This window comes from Denitratisoma oestradiolicum, assembly GCF_902813185.1.
Taxonomy (GTDB): Bacteria; Pseudomonadota; Gammaproteobacteria; order Burkholderiales; family Rhodocyclaceae; genus Denitratisoma; species Denitratisoma oestradiolicum.
On sequence record NZ_LR778301.1, the window covers coordinates 1,816,969 to 1,835,178 of the forward strand.

Consider the following 18,210-nt stretch of genomic DNA (forward strand, 5'->3'; position numbering starts at 1 on the left):
CATTCATAGGAGACTCCCGTGCGCATTCCCTACCGCCCGCTTGCCATTGGCCTCGTGACCTTGGCTTTTTCTGCCCTTGTATTAGCCCGTGCCCAGGCCGGTGACCGTCATTTCTTCGCGCCTGTTACCGACCCGGTCGTCAAGGAGGAGTGCGGTAGTTGCCACCTGGCCTTTGCCCCATCGATGCTCCCGGCGCGATCCTGGCAACGCATGATGGGCGAACTGGACAAGCATTTCGGCGACAACGCCAGCCTCGATCCGGCCACCGCCGAGAAGATTACGAGCTATCTCGTTGCCAATGCAGGTGATGCAGGTGGCCAGCGCTACAGCAGCAAATTGCTCAAGGGCGTTGCCTCAGGGGCCACCCCACAGCGCATCACGGAATTGCCCAAATGGGTGAGCGAACATCGCAAAGTTCCTGATTGGGAGTGGCGCCACAAGGAAGTGCGCACCAAAGCGAACTGTATCGCCTGCCACACCGCAGCAGAGCAAGGCTATTACGAAGAATGACCATTTCAGACACTTTCCTGAGCAGGAGGATTTCACCATGCAACCATTAACCATCACTGCATTGCTTGCCACTGTTTTCTTCTCCATGTCGAGTCATGCTCAGGATGTCCGCTCTGTCAATACCGACAAAGCGAGATGGCTATCGATTCCCGAAGTGCACGCCAGACTGGAATCTGCCGGCTATCGAAATATCGAGAAGATCGAGCGTGAAAGCGGCAGCTATGAGGCCAAGGCCACCGACCAGACGGGTCGGCGGATCAAGTTGTATGTGCATCCGCAAACGGGCGAGGTCATCGACCAGCGGCAGCGTGACGTCAAGCGTGACCAATACAACACCCACGACGGTGGCTATGCAAAAAACAATCAGCGCAATTCGGTTGACTGCAACGAACGACGCTGCCGTGATGACTTGCCCCAACCGGGAAACCCTCAACCGGCCGCTGGAAAATGATCCATCAGGAGTTCTGACATGAAAATCTTGCTCGGCTTGCTTCTCGCCATCGTTACCGTCGCCTGGGGAATGGATGTGCTTGCCACAGGTGGAAGCAGTGGCGGCACTCTGCCATGGGTAATCCGGCAGGAAGCGCTCTATCTGAGTGGCCTGCTATCGATCGCTTTGATGTCACTGGCGATGTTTTTGTCCACACGTCCCGCTTGGCTAGAAACCCCGCTGGGCGGTATGGATCGAGTCTATCGGACCCATAAATGGGCCGGCATTCTCGCGGTGAGCTTCGCCGTAGTCCATTGGCTGGTAGAGGAAATCGTCGGAGACATTCTGAAAGCGATGGTCGGACGCGAAGGCCGCATACCGAAGGAGCAATTCACCGGCTTCCTGGAAGTGATGCGCGACCTGGCGAAGGACATGGGGGAGTGGGCGTTTTATCTTGTGCTGGCGATGCTGGTCATCACCTTATGGAAGCGGTTTCCCTATAAAACCTGGCGGGTTGTTCATCAAGCCATGCCGGTGCTTTATCTGATGCTGGCGCTGCATGCAGCTATGCTCGCTCCGACAGATTACTGGACCCAGCCCGTCGGCATTCTCATCGCGTTGCTTGGCGCTGCCGGAATTTATGGCGCCCTGTACTCGCTGGTGGGTCGCATCGGGAAAGCACGCCGCGCCAGCGGGACCGTGACAGCCATTGAGCAAACTGCCCCGGATGTGCTTACCGTCAGTTGCCAACTTGACAACCACTGGCGAGGCCATCGCCCCGGTCAGTTCGCTTTCATTATCTTCGATGAGAAGGAGGGGGCGCATCCATTCACGATCGCCAGTGCGGATCGGGGTGATCGAAGCATTAGTTTCCAGATCAAGGCGCTGGGTGATTACACCCGCACCCTGGGCAAGCGACTGGAGGTTGGTCATGCCGTCAAGGTTGAGGGGCCTTATGGTCGCTTCGACATGGCCCGGCAGGATTCGAACGCCCAACAAATCTGGATTGCTGGCGGGATCGGAGTGACGCCGTTCCTCGCCTGGCTGGATGCCTTGCAACAGACGTCGAGCCCAGTTTCTGCGGATCTTCACTACTGCACTCGCGATCGAGCGAATGACCCCTTTGTCGCCCGTCTCGAGGCAAGCTGCGCCGCGTTGCCTGGCATCCATCTGCACATTCATGGCGCCCAACAGGGTGAAACATTGAGCGCTACCGATGTAGTTGCGGCGCAGGCCGCCTCACGCCGGTCCGAAATCTGGTTCTGCGGGCCTCAAGGTCTGGCCGAAAAGCTCAAGCATGAACTCGGGCGTATCGGGCAAGGCAGGTTCAGTTTTCATCAAGAAGCATTTGAAATGCGGTGACACCCTTTATCCATCAGACCCAAGGAATCACAAATCATGAAAGCCATCTCGATCATCCTGCTTGCCTTGTCCATGACGACCGTACATGCCGCCACCGCTGAGGTCCAAGCGGAATCCTGCGATCAAATCAGGGAACAGATTCAGGCGCATACCGGCATTCCAGCCAAACCGAATACCTTGTTGCTGAGCAAAGTTGGAGCAAACAAAAAATGCCGTTTCACTTCTGCCGAGGCGTATCGTGCGGCGTGGGGTGATAAGCCCTTGCCCAAGGATGATCGACGTGATTATCGCTCGAAAGGGCGCGAGCACGATGATGATTGAAGCGGATGTCAAACGGATGTTGATTAAGGGTTCCTTAAGCTGAACGTGAAAGACTGCCAGAATCATGATGCCACCTGAAATGACCTCTGCCTCCTTGCTCCTCTGGATCGTATTGGGGATTACGCTGCAAATCGCGTTGTGGCTGGGTATCAGCTTCTGGCGGCATTGGGGTGAGTATCAGGCGCTGCGCACAGGCGTGGGGTCTGATGGGGGAATGGCCGTTCCCGTTAAAGAAACTTTGCCTTCAGCATCCGAGCCGGCATCTGTCGCGGCGTGGAGTGGTTTCAGGAGTTTTCGGGTTGATCGCAAGGAAATCGAGGACGGTGCCCAATCCATCTGCTCGTTTTACCTGGTACCAGAAGACAAGCAGCCGCTCCCGGAGTTCAAGCCAGGTCAATTCCTGACATTTCGTCTCGACGTACCCGCGCCCGACGGCCATACAGAGCAGATTACTCGCTGCTACTCCTTGTCCGATGCGCCCCACGCAGGGTTTTACCGCGTCTCCATCAAGCGCGTCCCCGCACCGGCAGGCAGCGCTTACCCCCCGGGCCGCTCGTCAAATTACTTTCATGACCACGTCCAGGTGGGTGACGTGCTACAAGTCCGCGCGCCTGGCGGTCACTTCCATATCGACCGCAGTGATGCACCGGTCGTCTTGATCGGTGGCGGTATCGGGATTACCCCGGTGCTGTCCATGCTCAACTGGTGCATGGCCGAACAGCCGGGACGGGAAGTCTGGCTCTACTACGGCGTGCGTAACAGCAACGAGCCGATCAAGCGATCCCATCTCGAAGCCCTTTCCGCGACCTACCCGAACTTCCATCTGCGGCTGTGTTTCAGTGACCCCTTGCCGGGCGATCAACTGGGGCGTGTCTATCACCATCAAGGGCGCGTGGATGTCGCGTTATTCAGGACGGAACTCCCCCTTAAACCCTACCATTTCTACATCTGCGGGCCGACGCCAATGATGGAAAGCCTCGTCCTGGGCCTGGAAGACTGGGGCGTGCCGGAGAGCCGCATCCACTACGAAGCCTTTGGCCCGGCATCGATCAAGCGCTCGGCAAACCCGACAGCCGTTGAACCTGTGGTAGCAACACAAAGCGACATCGTCGTCACCTTTGCCAAATCGGGCAAACAGATTCCCTGGCAGCCGGGTATGGGGAGTTTGCTGGATTTCGCTGAGGCCAATGGGGTAAAAGTTGAGTCCAGTTGCCGGGCGGGAAGTTGTGGATGTTGCCAAACCACGATCAAAGCAGGCGAAGTGGCTTACGGTCATGCGCCAGACTTTGATCCCGAACCAGGAAGTTGCCTGCTGTGTAGTTGCACCCCGAAAACCAGCGTAACTCTGGAGGCCTAGATGACCAACAACCTCTGGCGCAATCATATCCTTCCCTTCACGTTGCTGGTCAGCCTGCTCGGTGTGGCGACCCTGGTGGGCGACTATCTGCTGCACCGCTTCAATCTGGTCTGGATCGGGCGCTACCTGGGCATCCCTGGAACATTGCTCATCATCGGTTCCCTGATCTATTCGTTACGCAAGCGCAAGATGATCACCTCGGGCAATATGAAATCCTGGCTCAGCATGCACGAAGTCGGTACCTGGCTGGGTTCCCTGATGGTCTTGCTGCATGCGGGCATTCATTTCAACGCCATCCTGCCCTGGCTGGCTACAGTGGCGATGGGCGTGAATGTCATCAGCGGTATGGTAGGAAAATTACTTCTCGGTCGTTCGCGTGAGCATGTTCTGGGGCAGCGTGACCACTACCAACTGCGGGGGATGTCCAAAGAGGATATTGAGCGCGCGGTGTTCTGGGATGCGGTCACCCTGGATGCCATGACCAAGTGGCGCAAAGTCCATATCCCGATCTTCATCGTCTTCGCTGTCCTGGCACTGGGCCACATCATCAGCATCTTTTTGTTCTGGGGCTGGGTATGAACCGCACGCTGAAGTGGATCCTTGCTGCCAACCTGATTGTGTTGGCCATTCTGGCTTTCGTCTATCCCCACCTGATGGTTGGCCCCGGCAAGTTGATTCCTGGCCATGCAAAACTGGAATCAGACTGCTTTGCCTGTCACGCCTCCTTAACCGGTGCCGAATCACAGCGCTGCGTCAGTTGTCACAAGCCGGAGGAGATAGGGAAACTCACCACTGCCGGGTTGCCCGTCCAGAAGCCTCTGACGTCGACGCCGTTCCACCAAAAACTCATCAGCTCGGACTGCATCGCCTGCCATAGCGATCATGCCGGTGTGAAACGATTCCGTCCGACCGGCCATTTCAACCATCGCCTGCTGGAAAAAGCGACGCGCGATGAATGCCAGGGCTGCCACAAGTCACCCAAGGACAGTCTCCACGAGCAGATCACGGGTAATTGCAGTCAATGCCATGGCCAGGATAAATGGACGCCGGCCACCTTCGATCACGCGAAGTACTTCGAACTGGATCGCGACCACAACGTCAAATGCGCGACCTGCCATGTCCGCAACGATTACAGCCGCTATACCTGCTACGGTTGCCACGAGCATTCACAGCAGAAAATCCGCCGCGAGCATATCGAGGAAGGCATCCGTGACTTTGACAACTGTGTCGAGTGCCACAAGAATGCCGACGAACACGATATTCGAATGCCAGGAAGGGAGCGTGAGGGGAAAGGGAAGCGCGGCAAAAAGCATGATGATGACTGACTCGGCCGTACCCAGTTTGCAACGCTATGCGTGGATTTCCATTGGTGCCGCAATTGCGACCATCCTGCTCAAGGGGGTGGCATGGCATTTAACCGGATCGGTTGGCTTACTCTCGGATGCCATCGAGTCCTTTGTCAATCTGGCGGGCGCACTCATGGCGCTGTGGATGCTCTGGCTGGCGGAACAACCAGCCGACGAGGATCATCCACACGGACACGGTAAGGCCGAGTATTTCTCCAGCGCCTTCGAGGGTTTCCTGATTGTCCTGGCAGCCGTCAGTATTGGTTATACGGCAATCGAACGATTCATAAATCCCCAGCCGATCGAGGCTGTCGGCATTGGATTGGTTGTTTCAGTTGCGGCCTCAGTCATAAACCTGCTTGTGGCACGCTTGCTATTGAAGGCAGGCCGCGAGCATCAGTCCATTACGCTCGAAGCTGATGCCCACCACCTGATGACGGATGTCTGGACCTCCGTTGGTGTCATCCTTGGGGTGGGACTTGTGGCGATGTCAGGCTGGAACTGGCTGGATCCGACGATTGCAGTGCTCGTTGCCGCGAACATTGTCTGGACGGGATGGCAGTTGATGCAGCGCTCAGCTTCCGGGCTTATGGACACTGCTTTGCCGCCAGAGCAAAAGCGCCTCATTACCGAAGTCTTCGATCGCTACATCGAACAGGGCATCGCCTATCACGCCTTGCGGACACGACAGGCTGGACGACGGTCGTTCATCAGTTTCCATGCGCTAGTGCCGGGGAAATGGTCAGTTCAGGAGGCCCATGACTGGGTTGAGCGAATTGAGCGTGACCTGAGGACAGCGATCCCCAACTGCCACATCACTTCCCATCTGGAGCCGATAGATGATCCATGTTCAATGGATGATCAGGCACTTGATCGGGCCAGGTAAGCCTGCCCTCGCTGGCGACCGCCCCCGCTTCTGAACTTCCCCAGGATAATCACATGACACTCGAAGAACAACGTTCCATCCTCGCCCTGTGCCTGCATGCCGCCTTTGCCGATGGCGTCAAGGACGACCGTGAACGCGAAGAGGTAAAACGCATTGCGGAATCACTATCCGAAGGCACCCCTGGCCTAGATATGGCCCGTCTGTATCAAGACGTCCTGCTCAAACGCCTGTCGCTGGATACGGCGGCAGGCACACTTTCCGATATCGGGCAGCGTCAGTTCGCTTACGAAATGGCTGTTTGCGTCTGCGAGGCTGACGGGCGCATGAGTCCGGCCGAACGCGCCTTCCTCGACGAACTCAAGCGTTTTCTGAATCTCGACGCTGGCCAATCCAGTGCAATCGAACAGGCCATCGATCCAATTGTTTCCGCCGCCGATTTGCCTGTGAAGCCGTTGGAACAAGTCGGCCCCCTGGATGCTGAACTGGACAAGACAATCCTCAACAGCGCCCTGCTTAACGGAGCACTCGAACTGCTACCCCAGTCTTGGGCATCGATGGCGATTATTCCGCTCCAGATCCGCATGGTATATGGCATCGGTAAGGCACATGGGATCGAACTGGATCAAGGGCACATCAAGGAGTTCATCGCCGCCGCTGGAGTTGGGCTGACGTCTCAGTATCTAGAGCAGTTCGGCCGAAAGCTGCTGGGCGGCTTGCTGGGCAAGGCGGCAGGAAAGACCTTCGGGAAGGTCGGTCGCGCTGCCACCGGCATGGTCTTCTCGTTCGCCACCACCTATGCGCTCGGTCAGGTGGCGAAGCGCTATTACGCCGGTGGTCGGAGCATGAGCACCGCGTTGTTGCAGGAAACTTTCCAGAGCCTGCTGACTCCTGCAAAGCAATTGCAACAACAGTATCTACCGCAGATCGAACAGAAGGCACAATCACTGGACTTGGGGCAGGTAATGAATTTGGTGCGCGGGGTGTGACCCACCGATTGTTGTTTCCTGCTTCAAGGATTGTTGCAATGCTATCGATGCCAATTGAGGAAGCTTCAAGTCAGATTTACACCTGACCTGAACGACAGGTGACCGGTACATTGCCGTCCGACATTACCCTTCGGGCCAACAGCCGGATTGGCCGATCGGCCTCCGACAGCTACGACTCGATAGTAAAGCAAATAGATGACCTACCAATCGCTCATAGTCAAAGCAAAATGATGTGTACCATCATTTGGTCGTTGCTTATGACTGCCCGATGTTGCCAGACAATGCCAGTAGCTTGCTCCCCTCACCAGCTATTCGGCTGCTTGTATTTGCCAGACGTTGCTAGATGTTGCTCGTCTTTGCCAGTCACTCCCACTCTATTATTACAATGGCCTTGTAAGCCTTGCCGTTACTGGGTTTCATCAGAGACATCCCTTTCAATACCGTCTTCAATACCGTCTTCAGAAGAACGCTTAGTATTCATGCGGGTTTCCGGGCGATGACAAAAATTCGATCTCGTACTGACTATTCAAGACTATTGCGTCTGAAACCGCTCTCAAGCGCCGAAATAGTAGCCGACAGCAGATCAAACGCACGTAAATACCGAAGAGATTTTCACCTCGCTGATACCGTCACGAATCCAAAACGGATAGTGCAGTCCGTACTGCTGCTCCAATCCCGCCAATGAATCCGCCACTGATAATACTGCAATGGCGACACGATTAATCTCGGGCGTTTCGGTGCAGGCAATATGGAAGCAACCGGCCACTATGCTGCCGGTCAGGCAGGCCCGACAACGGCCAGACCGTCGTGTCCCGCGATCTGCTGGAGGCCACCGACTGGCGGCACGTTCCGGAGGCTTTCCAGCCTCGCAAGTAACGATCATGTCATCACTTTCCGCGCTGCCAGTTTTGCCTCAAGCAGACGATAGGCCAGCTTCTCATCGAGCTTCGGGAGGTTCGGTTCGTACTGCAAGAGATCAGCCAGCACCGGCGTCACAACATCGAACAGCGCCGACAGCAGCGCTTCGCCGACTGCACGCGGCTCTGCAAGATCCTCCAGCAGCCCCGACATTTCGCCGTGGGCGAGCTTGTTGCGGCCTTCTCGATAGACCTTGTGGACGGCGGTATCCACCGTGAGCGCGCCCTCGGGCACGGTCTCCCCCTCAGGCCTGAGCGCAGTCTCGGCGAAGCTTTTCATATCGTTCGCCTTGCCGCCTGCGCCCGATAGCCCGTCAGCGGCACAGCCATAGTTGACCACTGCCATGAAGTCGGAAGCCTCGCGACGAGCTTCACCGACCCAGTACAGCGCATTGGCCCAGCGTTCGACGAGATGCAGCGCATGTCCGCTTCGCCGTCCATCGACGTAGTGCTGCAAGATGCACCCGGCGGCATCCAGGAAGGATTGCTCGCCCGCCATCTTGGCAGCCAGCGCACCCGGACGTCCGCCAAGGCCAGGCATCTGTACGCTCGACCCACGCAATATCCGGCCGTCCAGCGTGGTCGCGAACCGGTCCTCTGCAAAAAGATGCTGCCGGCCGGCTTTCGTAAATCGTCGCGCATCCTCGACCTGGAACCTCAGTCCGATTGCGTCAATCGCAAGTCCCACCACCACCGACGCTTTGAAATGAGACCGCGCATGCTCATGCCCTTCCATCCGGATGGTCGCTACCCAGCTGTAATGGCGCAGCGTACGCAGAACGTCCAACGCATGCGACGCACGGCGGCCACCCTCGGTGGCAGCTGATCGAGTGGTCAACTCCTCCATGTCCAGTTCACGGGCCTCGAACTGGCGGATGAGCTCGCGGACCTCCGAGTCCTTGACAAAGGAATCGAGCCACTCCGCTCTCGGCAGGAACCGCACTGGCCCCACGGCGAATGCCGGCACAGCCTGATCAGAGTGAAACAGATGGCAAGGGATATGCCGGTCGACGTCGGGACTCGCGCTGGCGGCCAGTTGCTGCAAGCGCGCTTGGTAGTCGTCGGCGAGCACAGCATAAAAATCGTCACCGAGCAGCACGTCGTGCTCATTCTGGCCGTCCGGTACTGTTGGAAGGCGCGATTGGCAGTCGCGAAGCGTGTCCCCGATGGCCTGGAACGAGAGCTTCATGAAGGCCTCCCGATCAATCGTCTGGCGCAGGGCTTCGCGTGATTTCCAGTTTTGCTGTGACAGCAAGTGAGCCGCGTCCACGCCGACTTGCGTGACCGGATACTGACCGCCTTGCGACACCGGAATGGCAAGTGGAACCAATGGGTTCGCGCTGAGGGCATGCCATTGAGCAAAGGTCATCGCCTTCGCCTTGATCACGTCCTCGACGATCGTCTCCATGAGCTTTCCAGCGGGCGTCTCTGTTGCACCGCCCGAGCTTGCAAACTTGTTCTCTCTTGCCATTTTCCCTTCCTACTTAGCCCAATATGGGGCTGGCGCTACACACAACCAGCTTCATTGATCCGCGGGTCATAGCCACATATAAGTGCTGTGCGCTCATGCCCTCCGTATTCAGCACCACCGCCACTTCCGCCTCCAGCCCTTTGAGCAGCAGCGTGCTGCCGACTGCACGCTTGGGCAACGGGCGGCCCAACAATCGGTTCTCTTCGCGCACGCGCCTGGCAGCCTCCGCAAGCGGGACGTTTCCTGCCGAAGCGCCACGCAGCGCCTTGAGCACGCCGTAAAGAATGGCGGGCCGATGCACGCGCACGTTCGGCATCTCACGCAGCTCTGACAGCAGTGTTGCGGCTGCGGCGATGCAGGGGGCGCGCTGGAACGCCAAGGCACAGCTCTCCGCTGCGGACGGCGGATTCCTTGCGGTTCCTCGGGCCAACGACTCCAGACGCCGTGTCAGCTCTGCGACACCCACGTTGGTCATGACGCTTTGCGCCAGCGCCAGCAACTGCCCCATGGCCCCCGCAGACGCAACATCGAAACTATTACCGAAGGCGATGAGGTCTTGCAAATCAACTGCCTCAACGGTCGAGGCCCCTGGCGTCTGGCTTGCAAAGTTCTGCTGGCTCGAACGGTTACGGCTGTCCGCGATGATCAGCACGCGCCCGTCGGCGGTGGGCGGCAGCGTCCGCGCGGCAGCCAGTCGCTGCGGGTGGTCGTTGGGCGGGATGGTCTGAACCCACGTCACATGTGCTGGTGGCCCGGTGCGCAGATCCACCGACTGACCAGCCACCAACAGGCGGCGAACCTCCAGCAGCCATTGTCCGAGTGCTTCCGCACCGGCACTGCGCCACCGCCACGGCGTGGCCAGTTCCGCCACGACCGGGAAATGCGCGCACACTTGCTGCTCCCAGTTGGCCAACGCGTTGCCACCGAACCCGAAGATGCCCTGCATCGGATCGCCAAGCACGCAGGCCGGCAGAATCAGCGAGAGAAAGTAGATGAGATAGTGCTGAGGCACCGAACAGTCCTGGTACTCGTCAACAATGAGGTGCGTGTAGGACGCTTTCAGAACCTCGCTGACGTGCCCGGCCTGCAACAGCTTCCAGGCGAATTCGCGGATCGCCGGGTAGTCTCGCGCCGGCGTGGCGAGCCGCAGGATGTCCGGGTCGTGACCGCTGCGACCCGGAAAGCTCGCAATCAACCGAATGGCCCAGCCGTCGATGGTGCTCAATCGATAGGCACTGTGCGGCACACCGGCACGGTCCAGCCGGCCACGAAGTGCCGCCACGCCAGCATTCGTGTGCGTGAGCACGAGGATGGGTTTGCGACCTCGGTGAGCGGCCAGGGCGTGGGCGATCAACTGTGTCTTGCCGCACCCGGCCGGTGCCGTAACGGTACCGCGGGCAATCGCGCGCAGGTCGATTTCAGCGGGGCCCATGGGCAGCCCACGCAGATACCTGGTCCACCAGCGCCTTGAAGCCTGGATCGCATAGCGGCAAGTCCGGCGCCACGATGGTCCGTGCTACGTCCTCCATCCAAGAGATGGACTTGAACCAACCGGCCTTGCGTATGCGCGCCGCCTGCCCGAGCATGGCTCGGCTTGGCACTGACAGCGCTTGCGTGTTCTGGATTTCGTCCCAGACGGCCTGAACGGTCAGCGTGTTGTTAGAGACGGTGCGCAGGTGTTCGTGAATCAGGTCGCCATGCAGGTCGTGGGCATATTTGATCAAGTGCTGGCAGGCCACCGGCGTGAGGCTGCCAAACAGTTCGTCCTCCAATGCGCGTCCTGCGCGGTAGGCGACGACCGCGCCACCGGCCTGCAGAAATGCCTGTTCGATGACAGGCGTGGGCTTCTTGTCGTCATCCCGCACCACCATCACCCTGTAGCCTAATGACTGGAAGGCGGCCGCGCGGGCATAGGGGCGTTCGGGCTCGCCACCGCCACAATCGACCATGGCAATGCCCTGTGCTGCCAGGGACACGCCGCCGTGTTCGACCCGGTGCAAATCCAGGCCACGCAGGAGTCCGATCTCGCTGGCCCCTTCGCACACGATCACGGAGCCAGCCAGAAAGGCCTCGGGATAGAGGCGAATGGTGCTTTGGGTGTCGTTATCGGTGCCCACCATGCGGGCCTCGTGGCGGTGGAGACTGCGGCGCAGTACGAAGAGCTGGCCGCCCGACAGCTCCCTGAGCGCCACTGGCGAATGCGTAGTGAGAAACGCCTGCAGCGGGGCCGCTTCCTTCGCTCCGAGAGAGCCGAGAAACCGAGCAATGCGGTGCGGCTCAAGGCCGTACTCCAGTTCGTCCGAAAGGACGATCGACGCTTGGCTGGCCGCCTTACGCTGTAGACCAGCGACCAACAGGCGCGTGGACCCGACCCCGAGACTGCGAAGCGGGATGCCGCCCTCGTTGTGCAGGGAGATGGTCCCGCCTCCGAACGACACGGAATGCGAGTCGAGCAGTGCTCTCGCCTTCGCGCCGATGTGGACGCCGAGTTCCTGCGCGGTCGCAGCGACGATCCCCAGCGCTTCTCCCAATTGCAGCTCGGCCTGATCGCCAAAGGTGCCGCGCGCATCCCGCGCAGCCTTCACGAGGGCTGCCGAGGCATCAGCGCGCTCCTCCGAGATGCGGTTCAGGACCGAGCCTCGCTGCCAGCCCAAGTTGTAGTCAGCGAGCGCGCCGATCCGCGTCGGCGCCAGGGCCAGACGGTCCTTCCACGCGAGTGTCTTCACCAGACCTTGCTGGGAAGCGCGGTCGGAGATGAGAGTCCAGGATGGCTCCAGGTCGCTGGCGACGGTCAGATTGAGGCAGAGAACCACCTCTGCACCGGCGGACGGCTCGTCTTCGACGATGCCCGTGGCGGCGTGATAGCCGCGCAGAAACGCACCGAAGCTTTCCAGCGCACTCATGCTGTCATCCAGCGCGCCCAGCGTCAGCGTGATGCTGATTGGAGCGGTGATGTCCAGGCCGAAGAAGTCAGCGTCGGAAATCTGGACATTGCGCCTAGCGCCCATGCACAGATCGACCGCATCCAGCACCGTGGATTTTCCGCTATCGCCCGTGCCGATCAGACAATTGATGCCAGGCGATGGACACCACACCAGTTGCTTGATGCCACGGAAGTTGGCGATCTCGATCTTTCTTATTCTTGCCATTGGGTGCCCCTGTGATGATGCGGCCTGTTCCGCTTAAGAAAGTCCTGGTGCAGAAGCACATTGCGAAGTGTTCGATTCTTTGCGCTGCCTGCATTCTTTCGCAGGACATCGCCTGAGTTCCAATGGCCCACGGTCGTATCGATAACCACCGATGCAACTGGCGCGACTCAGGTCTTCGGAGCGTCTTTCGCTTCATAGATCCGCCGGGCTAGAAGGCTGGCGAAAATCAGATACTGCGCGGCCTTCTCCGGGTCGAGATCATGATTTAGCGAATGAGCCTTGGGATTGCGAATGCCAAGGTAAGCTCCGACCAAAATTTGCATGAACCCCTTCTGGTCATTTTTTCCCGACTCCGTGTCGAGTTCGCTGAGGATCAGGTGCGGCTTTTCCAAGCTCAACACTTGTGTCGCTAGAGCCGCGCCGTCGAGATCCAGGCCGGTGCGCTCTCGCATCAGATCAAAGATTGCAACGACGGAGTTCAACACGGCATCGCGGTAGTGTCCGTCCACATAGTGCTGGAAGGCATGCGCGAAGATAACCGGATGCAGCAGTTCCTCGAAGCCTATGCTCGGTTTGGTGCCCGTCGCGTCGCGCACATGCGCTTCTGCCCTCACCTCAACCTGGGGTAGATCGCGCGCAAGGATGTCGTCGTAATCATTAGCGTCGCCAAATCCGATATGCCTCCCAAGATTTCCCATGTCGTGCTCAGGGAACCCTGCGCCGGTCCACAGCTTGCGCAGCAGTTGATAGTCGGCTTTCAAATAGCCATTAATCAACTTGGCCCCTGCTTTATCGTCGCTCGCAAGGAGGCCTTGTGCATCGATCGCTTTCTGACGCATTGCCCGAAACAGGGCATTTACCTCCAGGTACCATTCAAGCATTGCGTCTCTCCCAGGTTGACTTCCTACTTCTTTCGCAGCATCAACTGGATCATCGCGAACAGGCGGTGGAACAGGTAGTCGACCTGATCCACATCGATCACCGGCACCTGGCTGATCTCCGAATGCCGTATGAGGTGACTGTTTCCAATGGAGTTCAGTTCTGTCGCTTCTGTCTCCAGTCTCTCCCGCAGCGACGGCACAGAAGTCACCGCGTCGAGGATGATCTTGACCGACCGTTTCTTATCGCTCGGGTCAGCGAGTGATTTGAGACGCTCCCATGCGTCCCACAACCGCTCCAGCGCTTCGCGACGCACCAATGGATTGCGGTCCGAAAACTTGGCCCGGCACTCGTCCAGCATGTTATCGAGCGTGCGATCCCCCGTATTGAAGAGCGTTCGTTTCAGCTCTTCGCCAAGCACAGGCGGGAGCACTCGTTCAATTCGACCATTGGGCAGCATCTCGAACGCAACCCCGTTGCGCGCGAATATGCGATTGACGGTCGCGCGGAAGTCCTCCTGCCCAGCTTCCTGGTCGAAGGTCAGGTGGTGATGACTGAAGAAGTCGTGATACTTCCCGGAGATCGGCTTTGCCACTGATGTGTGAACGAACTCGATGAAGTCCAAGACGAGCAAGGTGTCCGGCGCGAACGGCTGGCGCTCAGCAAAGTAGCCCTCCCCGTCAATGGAGACGGTCTCCAACGGCCAAGCCAGACCCGGCATTTCTGCGCTTACGGAAGCCGCCAAGGCGTCCGCATCGCCGCCGCAAGTGGCTTGTCCATCCGGGCAGCGTTCGGGAAAACGCAGGCCGAATGCGCCGCTATTGATCAAGGCCTGTACCGTTGCCACGAGGCCCGCCCAGACCGTGGGCGAAATCTCCTGCTCGGTGCGTGTGCGTGGACCGTTCTCACGATCGCTGAAGTAGTCGATCATCACGTTGACTCCGTTCGTGGCCACACCACGATCGTGGCGACGCGTCTTTTCAATAATTTCATCTCCCTGGGCAGAACTAACGTGTTCATGCTTGAGGCCTCAACAGCGACGCGCTATTTGGACTCCTTTGGTCGGTGAGGTTCATTAAGGTCACCACCAGTGGCGCCATGGGGCCTTCTAGCAAAGTCCGTGTTGGCAATTCAGAATGCATTATTCTAATGAACTTTTGGTCGACCTTCGTGTAGACACGTCGTCCAACGAGGTTTATCCACCGTCATGGCGATGCGCTTTCTTCAACCGCTTCCGCTACGGCGGATAAACGCTATTTCTAGAACAACTGCTGTACTTTGGTACCCGCCTTTCATTAGGTGACGGGCCGAAGGTCAGCATTGGGGCAAGTTGCTGTCACTGGCGGGTATTACATTTCATGTGGCGCTTTTGACGGCATTCTGGGTGGCAGCCTTGGCACCATTATCGGTGCTGGGACACAGTAAATCACGCGAGCCGCCCGAAATGCGTACTTTACGGTCGCATTTCAGTCACAAGCTCCGACCCTCCGTTGCTACGATCACGATGTCGCAAAATGGAGTCTGAAATGAGCCACGTCACCACAGAAAACAGCCTGGAGATTTTGTCCCTGCGCTACGGCCGTTCTCTGCTTCCGCTCTCCGTGGCTGCTCGCGAGATCGGCATCAATCTCCGAACGGCACACAATCAGATCGGCAAGGGAAAATTCCCGGTCCCCACCATTCTTCAGGCCCGGCGGCGCTATGTTCATGTTGAGGATCTGGCGGGGTACATCGATCGATTACGGCGCACTGGTGGAACGGAGAGCCATCTCCCCATGAAAGTGACGCGGACGAATGGACATACGGAAAAGTTGGAAATTCAATCCAACCATGCCTGACTGTACGTACGCGCGCGATCCAGTCCACTGGCCACTGGACATCTGCGACATTCCAATATACTAATGACAAACAACAGGAGGAGCCATGGTTATTCTTGAGTCGTGCCCATTTTGCGGCAGTCAGCATGTGGAATCCAGCGAAGTAGATATCAACGGATGGATGGTTGAGTGCATGGATTGTCATGCGACCGGACCTATCGGTCGAACCGAGGCTTTATCTGTAACTGCCTGGAGTAGGCGCCACCTGAAGGTGCCTGTCCATTCGCAATCCGTTGCAACCGCCGCCTGATACCTCCCGAGAGAAATCAGGAACGCTTGGCCAAACGTTCCGCTACCGACGGGTCGAATTCCTTCCTGGTAAGAAGTTCACTAATCGTCGATTGTCGAGACTTGATCGCATCGGCGACGAACCCTCGTCGCTCTTCAATGACCGGAAGCACTTTCTCTCTCAGAAAATCCCGCTCCAATGGCAAAAGCCGTTCGTCTCCGATGATTTTGGAGATGGCGTCCGGCAGGTCTGCGCTCATCCGTGACAAGACGCCTCGAACCAGCCTTGGTGCCACACCAGCCTCATAGGCCATCGCGTCCCAGTGCGGCCCCTCTACCCAGCCCGGCTTGTTCTCACCGGCGATGGCCATGGACATGGTCTGTCTTGGCAGGTACGCCTCCACGCAAAGCATGTCGTAGAACGGCGCCACTGCGGCTTTCTGCCCCCGCATCAGAAATGCAATGTTCTTGGCGTGCGCATCCAGATTGCCGATCAGGTAGTTGAAGGCAACCCACTGGACAACTGCATTGGCAGCCACGATGGGGCGATCGATGAAAGTGCCGCGAAGAACCCCAAACAAGTGATGCAAACCCAGGCCGCCCTCGCTCTCGTATTTCTTTGAAGGCGCCACACCCAACGCCTGGCACAGGTCGATCTGATGAAGCCGCCCGAATGCCCTGCCAGCCGCCGTCTCCGGGCTCTTATCCAATGGCACCCGGTCAAATCGTTCGATGACATAAAGTGGCTCGGGGAGATGCAGCAACCCAACCGCGGGTACCGGAACCTTCAACTCATGGGCGAGGCGCATGCAGAAAAATTCGTTGGCCGGACAGTGAGGAAAATCCGCGCTGGCGTTCTCTGGCTTGACGATATGGGTTGATGGCGCCGAACCTTCGGGCAGGAACATCGCGCCGCTGGCGTCGATGCGCAGACCGAGTTTTTCCTGTGCACCTGCCAGAGACATGCGGATTTCTTCCCATGACGCCATCAGAGGGAGATTGCGCGCCCTGGATTCCTCAATTTTTTCCTGTAGCGCCGCTCTCGCGAGTGGAACCAGAATTTCCCCTGTCGTCGCATCGAACCCTTCGGGGATTAGCGAAAGAGCCCCAGCAGTGTCCTGTCCGTGTCGAATCAGAAGCGCCCACGTGTCTCGGGGGTCGAGTCTGTCCCGAAAGGCGATCAGGTCTCGCAGTCGGCCTTCGGGCAACAGGTTCTCGAAGAACCACTCAACCGGCTTGGCATCCGCAGTATCTTCGAATTTTCGGGTGGCGATCGGAAAATTGGGCGAGAGTGCGTAATCCTTCCACTCAGCCGAGTAGACGAACTTCCACCGCCCATTTTCGATTTCAATGGTTCCGACCGGGATCCCATTGGCCGAGACAATCAAAGCACTCATGCCGCTTCACCCGGCAATCTCAGCCTGACGTCAATACCGAACCGGCTGCAGACGGACAGAACTTTTCCGATCTGAGCTGTCGGCTTCCCTTGCTCCAGACCGTTAAGAAATGGCAAACTGACGTTGCATAGCGCAGCGGCATCGCTTTGAGTCAGTCCAGATTCCTTGCGAACAGCCCGAAGAATCTCTCCAAGCTCGACGACAGAGGAGATACCTACTTCCCTGTTTGCCATAGATTCTCCGTAAAAGATAAACGACCGTTGAATTTTGCCCTGCATTAGCCCTTAATGCAAGAAAACATAAACGATCGTTTATTATTGCTGCCGATCCTTGCCTGGTGACGGCACAACCCTGACGGCTTACTTCTTTTTGGCTTTGCCGGCGACTTCCTGTTTGAAGGTGGCGCCCGCTGAGAACTTCGGCACCGTCGTTGCAGCGATCTTGATTTTCTCGCCGGTTTTCGGGTTCTTGCCTTCGCGAGCTGCGCGTGCTGCCGACTTGAACGTACCAAAGCCCACCAGAGTCACCGAATCTCCCTTGGCGACAGCGGTCACAATTTCTTCGACCAGAACATCCACGGCACGGCCGGCGGCCGCCTTGGAAAGATCAGCCTTTGTTGCCAGCGCTTCGATCAGTTCGGATTTGTTCATCAAGGTGCTCCCTATGGTTTATCAATAAAAACTGGATTCTCTCACTATTGCGAAGGCACATCGCGGGACAGCGCCCGCGATGCAGCGTCGAGGTCCATGCCCTCTGTCGGCGGACGTCCATCACGGCACAGATTCAGTTCATAGCGGACTGCAAAAGGGATTTGCTGACCATTGGTCGTGGGAACGCCGTCTTGCAATAAGGTGGCCTCCAATCGAGCACACCCCGCAGCAGAGAAGTGTCTGATGGTCCTGACCTGAACCCGTACCGGCAACGATGAACGTGTCTGCGCCTTGAAGAAGTCGGCCATTGGGCCGCTCATTTCGCCATCGGATCGGCCGCTTGGCGCATCGATGGCAGCCAGAAGATATTGCTTTAATTCGGTCGCGAGGATCTCCTCACTCGATAACAGAGCAAAGAAACAAAGTGCCATTGCGAGTGCCCGG

At 58.0% G+C, this 18,210-nt stretch carries 20 protein-coding genes; 10 read left to right on the forward strand and 10 right to left on the reverse strand.

Going from position 1 to position 18,210, the window contains the following annotated elements; translation table 11 throughout:
* Positions 1-18: 18 nt before the first annotated feature.
* Genes DENOEST_RS08340 through DENOEST_RS08350 form a run of 3 tightly spaced genes read left to right on the forward strand, consistent with a single transcriptional unit; the run spans position 19 to position 2,302 of the window.
* Positions 19-510 (forward strand): diheme cytochrome c, encoded by a 492-nt coding sequence (locus DENOEST_RS08340; RefSeq protein ID WP_027458804.1) that lies wholly within the window; start codon positions 19-21, stop codon positions 508-510.
* Positions 511-547: 37 nt separating this feature from the next.
* Positions 548-961, forward strand: a complete 414-nt coding sequence (locus tag DENOEST_RS08345; RefSeq protein ID WP_145768947.1) for a PepSY domain-containing protein — start codon at positions 548-550, stop codon at positions 959-961.
* An 18-nt stretch (positions 962-979) separates the two neighbouring features.
* Positions 980-2,302, forward strand: a complete 1,323-nt coding sequence (locus DENOEST_RS08350; protein WP_145768948.1) for a ferredoxin reductase family protein — start codon at positions 980-982, stop codon at positions 2,300-2,302.
* A 27-nt stretch (positions 2,303-2,329) separates the two neighbouring features.
* Here DENOEST_RS08350 and DENOEST_RS08355 read toward each other — a convergent pair whose 3' ends face one another.
* Entirely contained in the window at positions 2,330-2,689 is a 360-nt protein-coding gene (locus DENOEST_RS08355) for a hypothetical protein (protein ID WP_145768949.1), read from the reverse strand.
* Here DENOEST_RS08355 and DENOEST_RS08360 point away from each other — a divergent pair.
* The 5 genes from DENOEST_RS08360 to DENOEST_RS08380 are packed head-to-tail and all read left to right on the forward strand — an operon-like array spanning position 2,688 to position 7,198.
* Positions 2,688-3,980 carry a 2Fe-2S iron-sulfur cluster-binding protein gene (locus DENOEST_RS08360; protein ID WP_197970559.1) on the forward strand — a complete coding sequence of 431 codons (1,293 nt, stop codon included), beginning with the start codon at positions 2,688-2,690 and terminating at the stop codon, positions 3,978-3,980. The two genes, DENOEST_RS08355 and DENOEST_RS08360, sit on opposite strands and share 2 nt — an antisense overlap.
* Positions 3,981-4,559: a hypothetical protein gene (locus DENOEST_RS08365; RefSeq protein ID WP_145768950.1), complete on the forward strand. Its 579-nt coding sequence runs from the start codon at positions 3,981-3,983 to the stop codon at positions 4,557-4,559.
* Positions 4,556-5,305: a cytochrome c3 family protein gene (locus DENOEST_RS08370; protein ID WP_145768951.1), complete on the forward strand. Its 750-nt coding sequence runs from the start codon at positions 4,556-4,558 to the stop codon at positions 5,303-5,305. Before DENOEST_RS08365 ends, DENOEST_RS08370 begins: the two co-directional genes overlap by 4 nt.
* On the forward strand, positions 5,292-6,212 hold the full coding sequence (locus DENOEST_RS08375; protein WP_232096475.1) for a cation diffusion facilitator family transporter: 921 nt from the start codon (positions 5,292-5,294) through the stop codon (positions 6,210-6,212). The genes DENOEST_RS08370 and DENOEST_RS08375 overlap by 14 nt, the downstream gene beginning before the upstream one ends.
* Before the next feature lie 53 nt (positions 6,213-6,265).
* On the forward strand, positions 6,266-7,198 hold the full coding sequence (locus DENOEST_RS08380; RefSeq protein WP_145768952.1) for a YcjF family protein: 933 nt from the start codon (positions 6,266-6,268) through the stop codon (positions 7,196-7,198).
* 879 nt (positions 7,199-8,077) lie between these two features.
* Here DENOEST_RS08380 and DENOEST_RS08385 read toward each other — a convergent pair.
* The 5 genes from DENOEST_RS08385 to DENOEST_RS08405 all read right to left on the reverse strand — a co-directional run bounded on the left by DENOEST_RS08385 (position 8,078) and on the right by DENOEST_RS08405 (position 14,545).
* The gene (locus DENOEST_RS08385; protein WP_145768953.1) at positions 8,078-9,523 is read right to left on the reverse strand and encodes a hypothetical protein; all 1,446 of its coding nucleotides are present in this window, start codon (positions 9,521-9,523) and stop codon (positions 8,078-8,080) included.
* 76 nt (positions 9,524-9,599) lie between these two features.
* Positions 9,600-11,018, reverse strand: a complete 1,419-nt coding sequence (locus DENOEST_RS08390; RefSeq protein WP_145768954.1) for a UvrD-helicase domain-containing protein — start codon at positions 11,016-11,018, stop codon at positions 9,600-9,602.
* Complete coding sequence (locus tag DENOEST_RS08395; RefSeq protein WP_145768955.1) at positions 11,005-12,735, reverse strand: ATP-dependent nuclease; 1,731 nt, start codon at positions 12,733-12,735, stop codon at positions 11,005-11,007. Before DENOEST_RS08395 ends, DENOEST_RS08390 begins: the two co-directional genes overlap by 14 nt.
* A gap of 167 nt (positions 12,736-12,902) precedes the next feature.
* On the reverse strand, positions 12,903-13,616 hold the full coding sequence (locus tag DENOEST_RS08400) for a TIGR02391 family protein (protein ID WP_145768956.1): 714 nt from the start codon (positions 13,614-13,616) through the stop codon (positions 12,903-12,905).
* 23 nt (positions 13,617-13,639) lie between these two features.
* On the reverse strand, positions 13,640-14,545 hold the full coding sequence (locus DENOEST_RS08405; RefSeq protein ID WP_145768957.1) for an AbiJ-NTD4 domain-containing protein: 906 nt from the start codon (positions 14,543-14,545) through the stop codon (positions 13,640-13,642).
* Between the two features lie 595 nt (positions 14,546-15,140).
* On the opposite strand from DENOEST_RS08405, the gene DENOEST_RS08410 reads away from it, so the two are divergent.
* Together DENOEST_RS08410 and DENOEST_RS20625 are read left to right on the forward strand one after the other, a co-directional pair.
* Positions 15,141-15,452 carry a hypothetical protein gene (locus DENOEST_RS08410; protein ID WP_145768958.1) on the forward strand — a complete coding sequence of 104 codons (312 nt, stop codon included), beginning with the start codon at positions 15,141-15,143 and terminating at the stop codon, positions 15,450-15,452.
* Positions 15,453-15,537: 85 nt separating this feature from the next.
* Complete coding sequence (locus DENOEST_RS20625) at positions 15,538-15,741, forward strand: Lar family restriction alleviation protein (protein WP_145768959.1); 204 nt, start codon at positions 15,538-15,540, stop codon at positions 15,739-15,741.
* A gap of 16 nt (positions 15,742-15,757) precedes the next feature.
* Here the strand turns inward: DENOEST_RS20625 and DENOEST_RS08420 are convergent, their stop codons facing one another.
* From DENOEST_RS08420 to DENOEST_RS08435, 4 genes are all read right to left on the reverse strand, one after another.
* Entirely contained in the window at positions 15,758-17,116 is a 1,359-nt protein-coding gene (locus DENOEST_RS08420; protein ID WP_145768960.1) for a HipA domain-containing protein, read from the reverse strand.
* Positions 17,113-17,349, reverse strand: a complete 237-nt coding sequence (locus tag DENOEST_RS08425; protein ID WP_170228049.1) for a helix-turn-helix domain-containing protein — start codon at positions 17,347-17,349, stop codon at positions 17,113-17,115. Before DENOEST_RS08425 ends, DENOEST_RS08420 begins: the two co-directional genes overlap by 4 nt.
* 126 nt (positions 17,350-17,475) lie before the next feature.
* The gene (locus DENOEST_RS08430; RefSeq protein WP_145768962.1) at positions 17,476-17,766 is read right to left on the reverse strand and encodes an HU family DNA-binding protein; all 291 of its coding nucleotides are present in this window, start codon (positions 17,764-17,766) and stop codon (positions 17,476-17,478) included.
* Positions 17,767-17,810: 44 nt separating this feature from the next.
* A complete protein-coding gene (locus tag DENOEST_RS08435) occupies positions 17,811-18,197 on the reverse strand; it encodes a hypothetical protein (RefSeq protein WP_145768963.1) in 387 nt (128 codons plus the stop codon).
* Positions 18,198-18,210: the final 13 nt, after the last annotated feature.

What these genes read in the sequence shown, in the direction of transcription:
- DENOEST_RS08365 (WP_145768950.1), top strand. Translation starts at nt 3,981, where the DNA reads ATGACCAACAACCTCTGGCGCAATCATATCCTTCCCTTCACGTTGCTG.
- DENOEST_RS08390 (WP_145768954.1), bottom strand. Translation starts at nt 11,018, where the DNA reads ATGGGCCCCGCTGAAATCGACCTGCGCGCGATTGCCCGCGGTACCGTT.
- DENOEST_RS08370 (WP_145768951.1), top strand. Translation starts at nt 4,556, where the DNA reads ATGAACCGCACGCTGAAGTGGATCCTTGCTGCCAACCTGATTGTGTTG.
- DENOEST_RS08430 (WP_145768962.1), bottom strand. Translation starts at nt 17,766, where the DNA reads ATGAACAAATCCGAACTGATCGAAGCGCTGGCAACAAAGGCTGATCTT.
- DENOEST_RS08420 (WP_145768960.1), bottom strand. Translation starts at nt 17,116, where the DNA reads ATGAGTGCTTTGATTGTCTCGGCCAATGGGATCCCGGTCGGAACCATT.
- DENOEST_RS08425 (WP_170228049.1), bottom strand. Translation starts at nt 17,349, where the DNA reads ATGGCAAACAGGGAAGTAGGTATCTCCTCTGTCGTCGAGCTTGGAGAG.
- DENOEST_RS08400 (WP_145768956.1), bottom strand. Translation starts at nt 13,616, where the DNA reads ATGCTTGAATGGTACCTGGAGGTAAATGCCCTGTTTCGGGCAATGCGT.
- DENOEST_RS20625 (WP_145768959.1), top strand. Translation starts at nt 15,538, where the DNA reads ATGGTTATTCTTGAGTCGTGCCCATTTTGCGGCAGTCAGCATGTGGAA.
- DENOEST_RS08385 (WP_145768953.1), bottom strand. Translation starts at nt 9,523, where the DNA reads ATGGAGACGATCGTCGAGGACGTGATCAAGGCGAAGGCGATGACCTTT.
- DENOEST_RS08360 (WP_197970559.1), top strand. Translation starts at nt 2,688, where the DNA reads ATGATGCCACCTGAAATGACCTCTGCCTCCTTGCTCCTCTGGATCGTA.
- DENOEST_RS08410 (WP_145768958.1), top strand. Translation starts at nt 15,141, where the DNA reads ATGAGCCACGTCACCACAGAAAACAGCCTGGAGATTTTGTCCCTGCGC.
- DENOEST_RS08375 (WP_232096475.1), top strand. Translation starts at nt 5,292, where the DNA reads ATGATGATGACTGACTCGGCCGTACCCAGTTTGCAACGCTATGCGTGG.
- DENOEST_RS08435 (WP_145768963.1), bottom strand. Translation starts at nt 18,197, where the DNA reads ATGGCACTTTGTTTCTTTGCTCTGTTATCGAGTGAGGAGATCCTCGCG.
- DENOEST_RS08380 (WP_145768952.1), top strand. Translation starts at nt 6,266, where the DNA reads ATGACACTCGAAGAACAACGTTCCATCCTCGCCCTGTGCCTGCATGCC.
- DENOEST_RS08405 (WP_145768957.1), bottom strand. Translation starts at nt 14,545, where the DNA reads ATGATCGACTACTTCAGCGATCGTGAGAACGGTCCACGCACACGCACC.
- DENOEST_RS08395 (WP_145768955.1), bottom strand. Translation starts at nt 12,735, where the DNA reads ATGGCAAGAATAAGAAAGATCGAGATCGCCAACTTCCGTGGCATCAAG.
- DENOEST_RS08355 (WP_145768949.1), bottom strand. Translation starts at nt 2,689, where the DNA reads ATGATTCTGGCAGTCTTTCACGTTCAGCTTAAGGAACCCTTAATCAAC.
- DENOEST_RS08350 (WP_145768948.1), top strand. Translation starts at nt 980, where the DNA reads ATGAAAATCTTGCTCGGCTTGCTTCTCGCCATCGTTACCGTCGCCTGG.
- DENOEST_RS08345 (WP_145768947.1), top strand. Translation starts at nt 548, where the DNA reads ATGCAACCATTAACCATCACTGCATTGCTTGCCACTGTTTTCTTCTCC.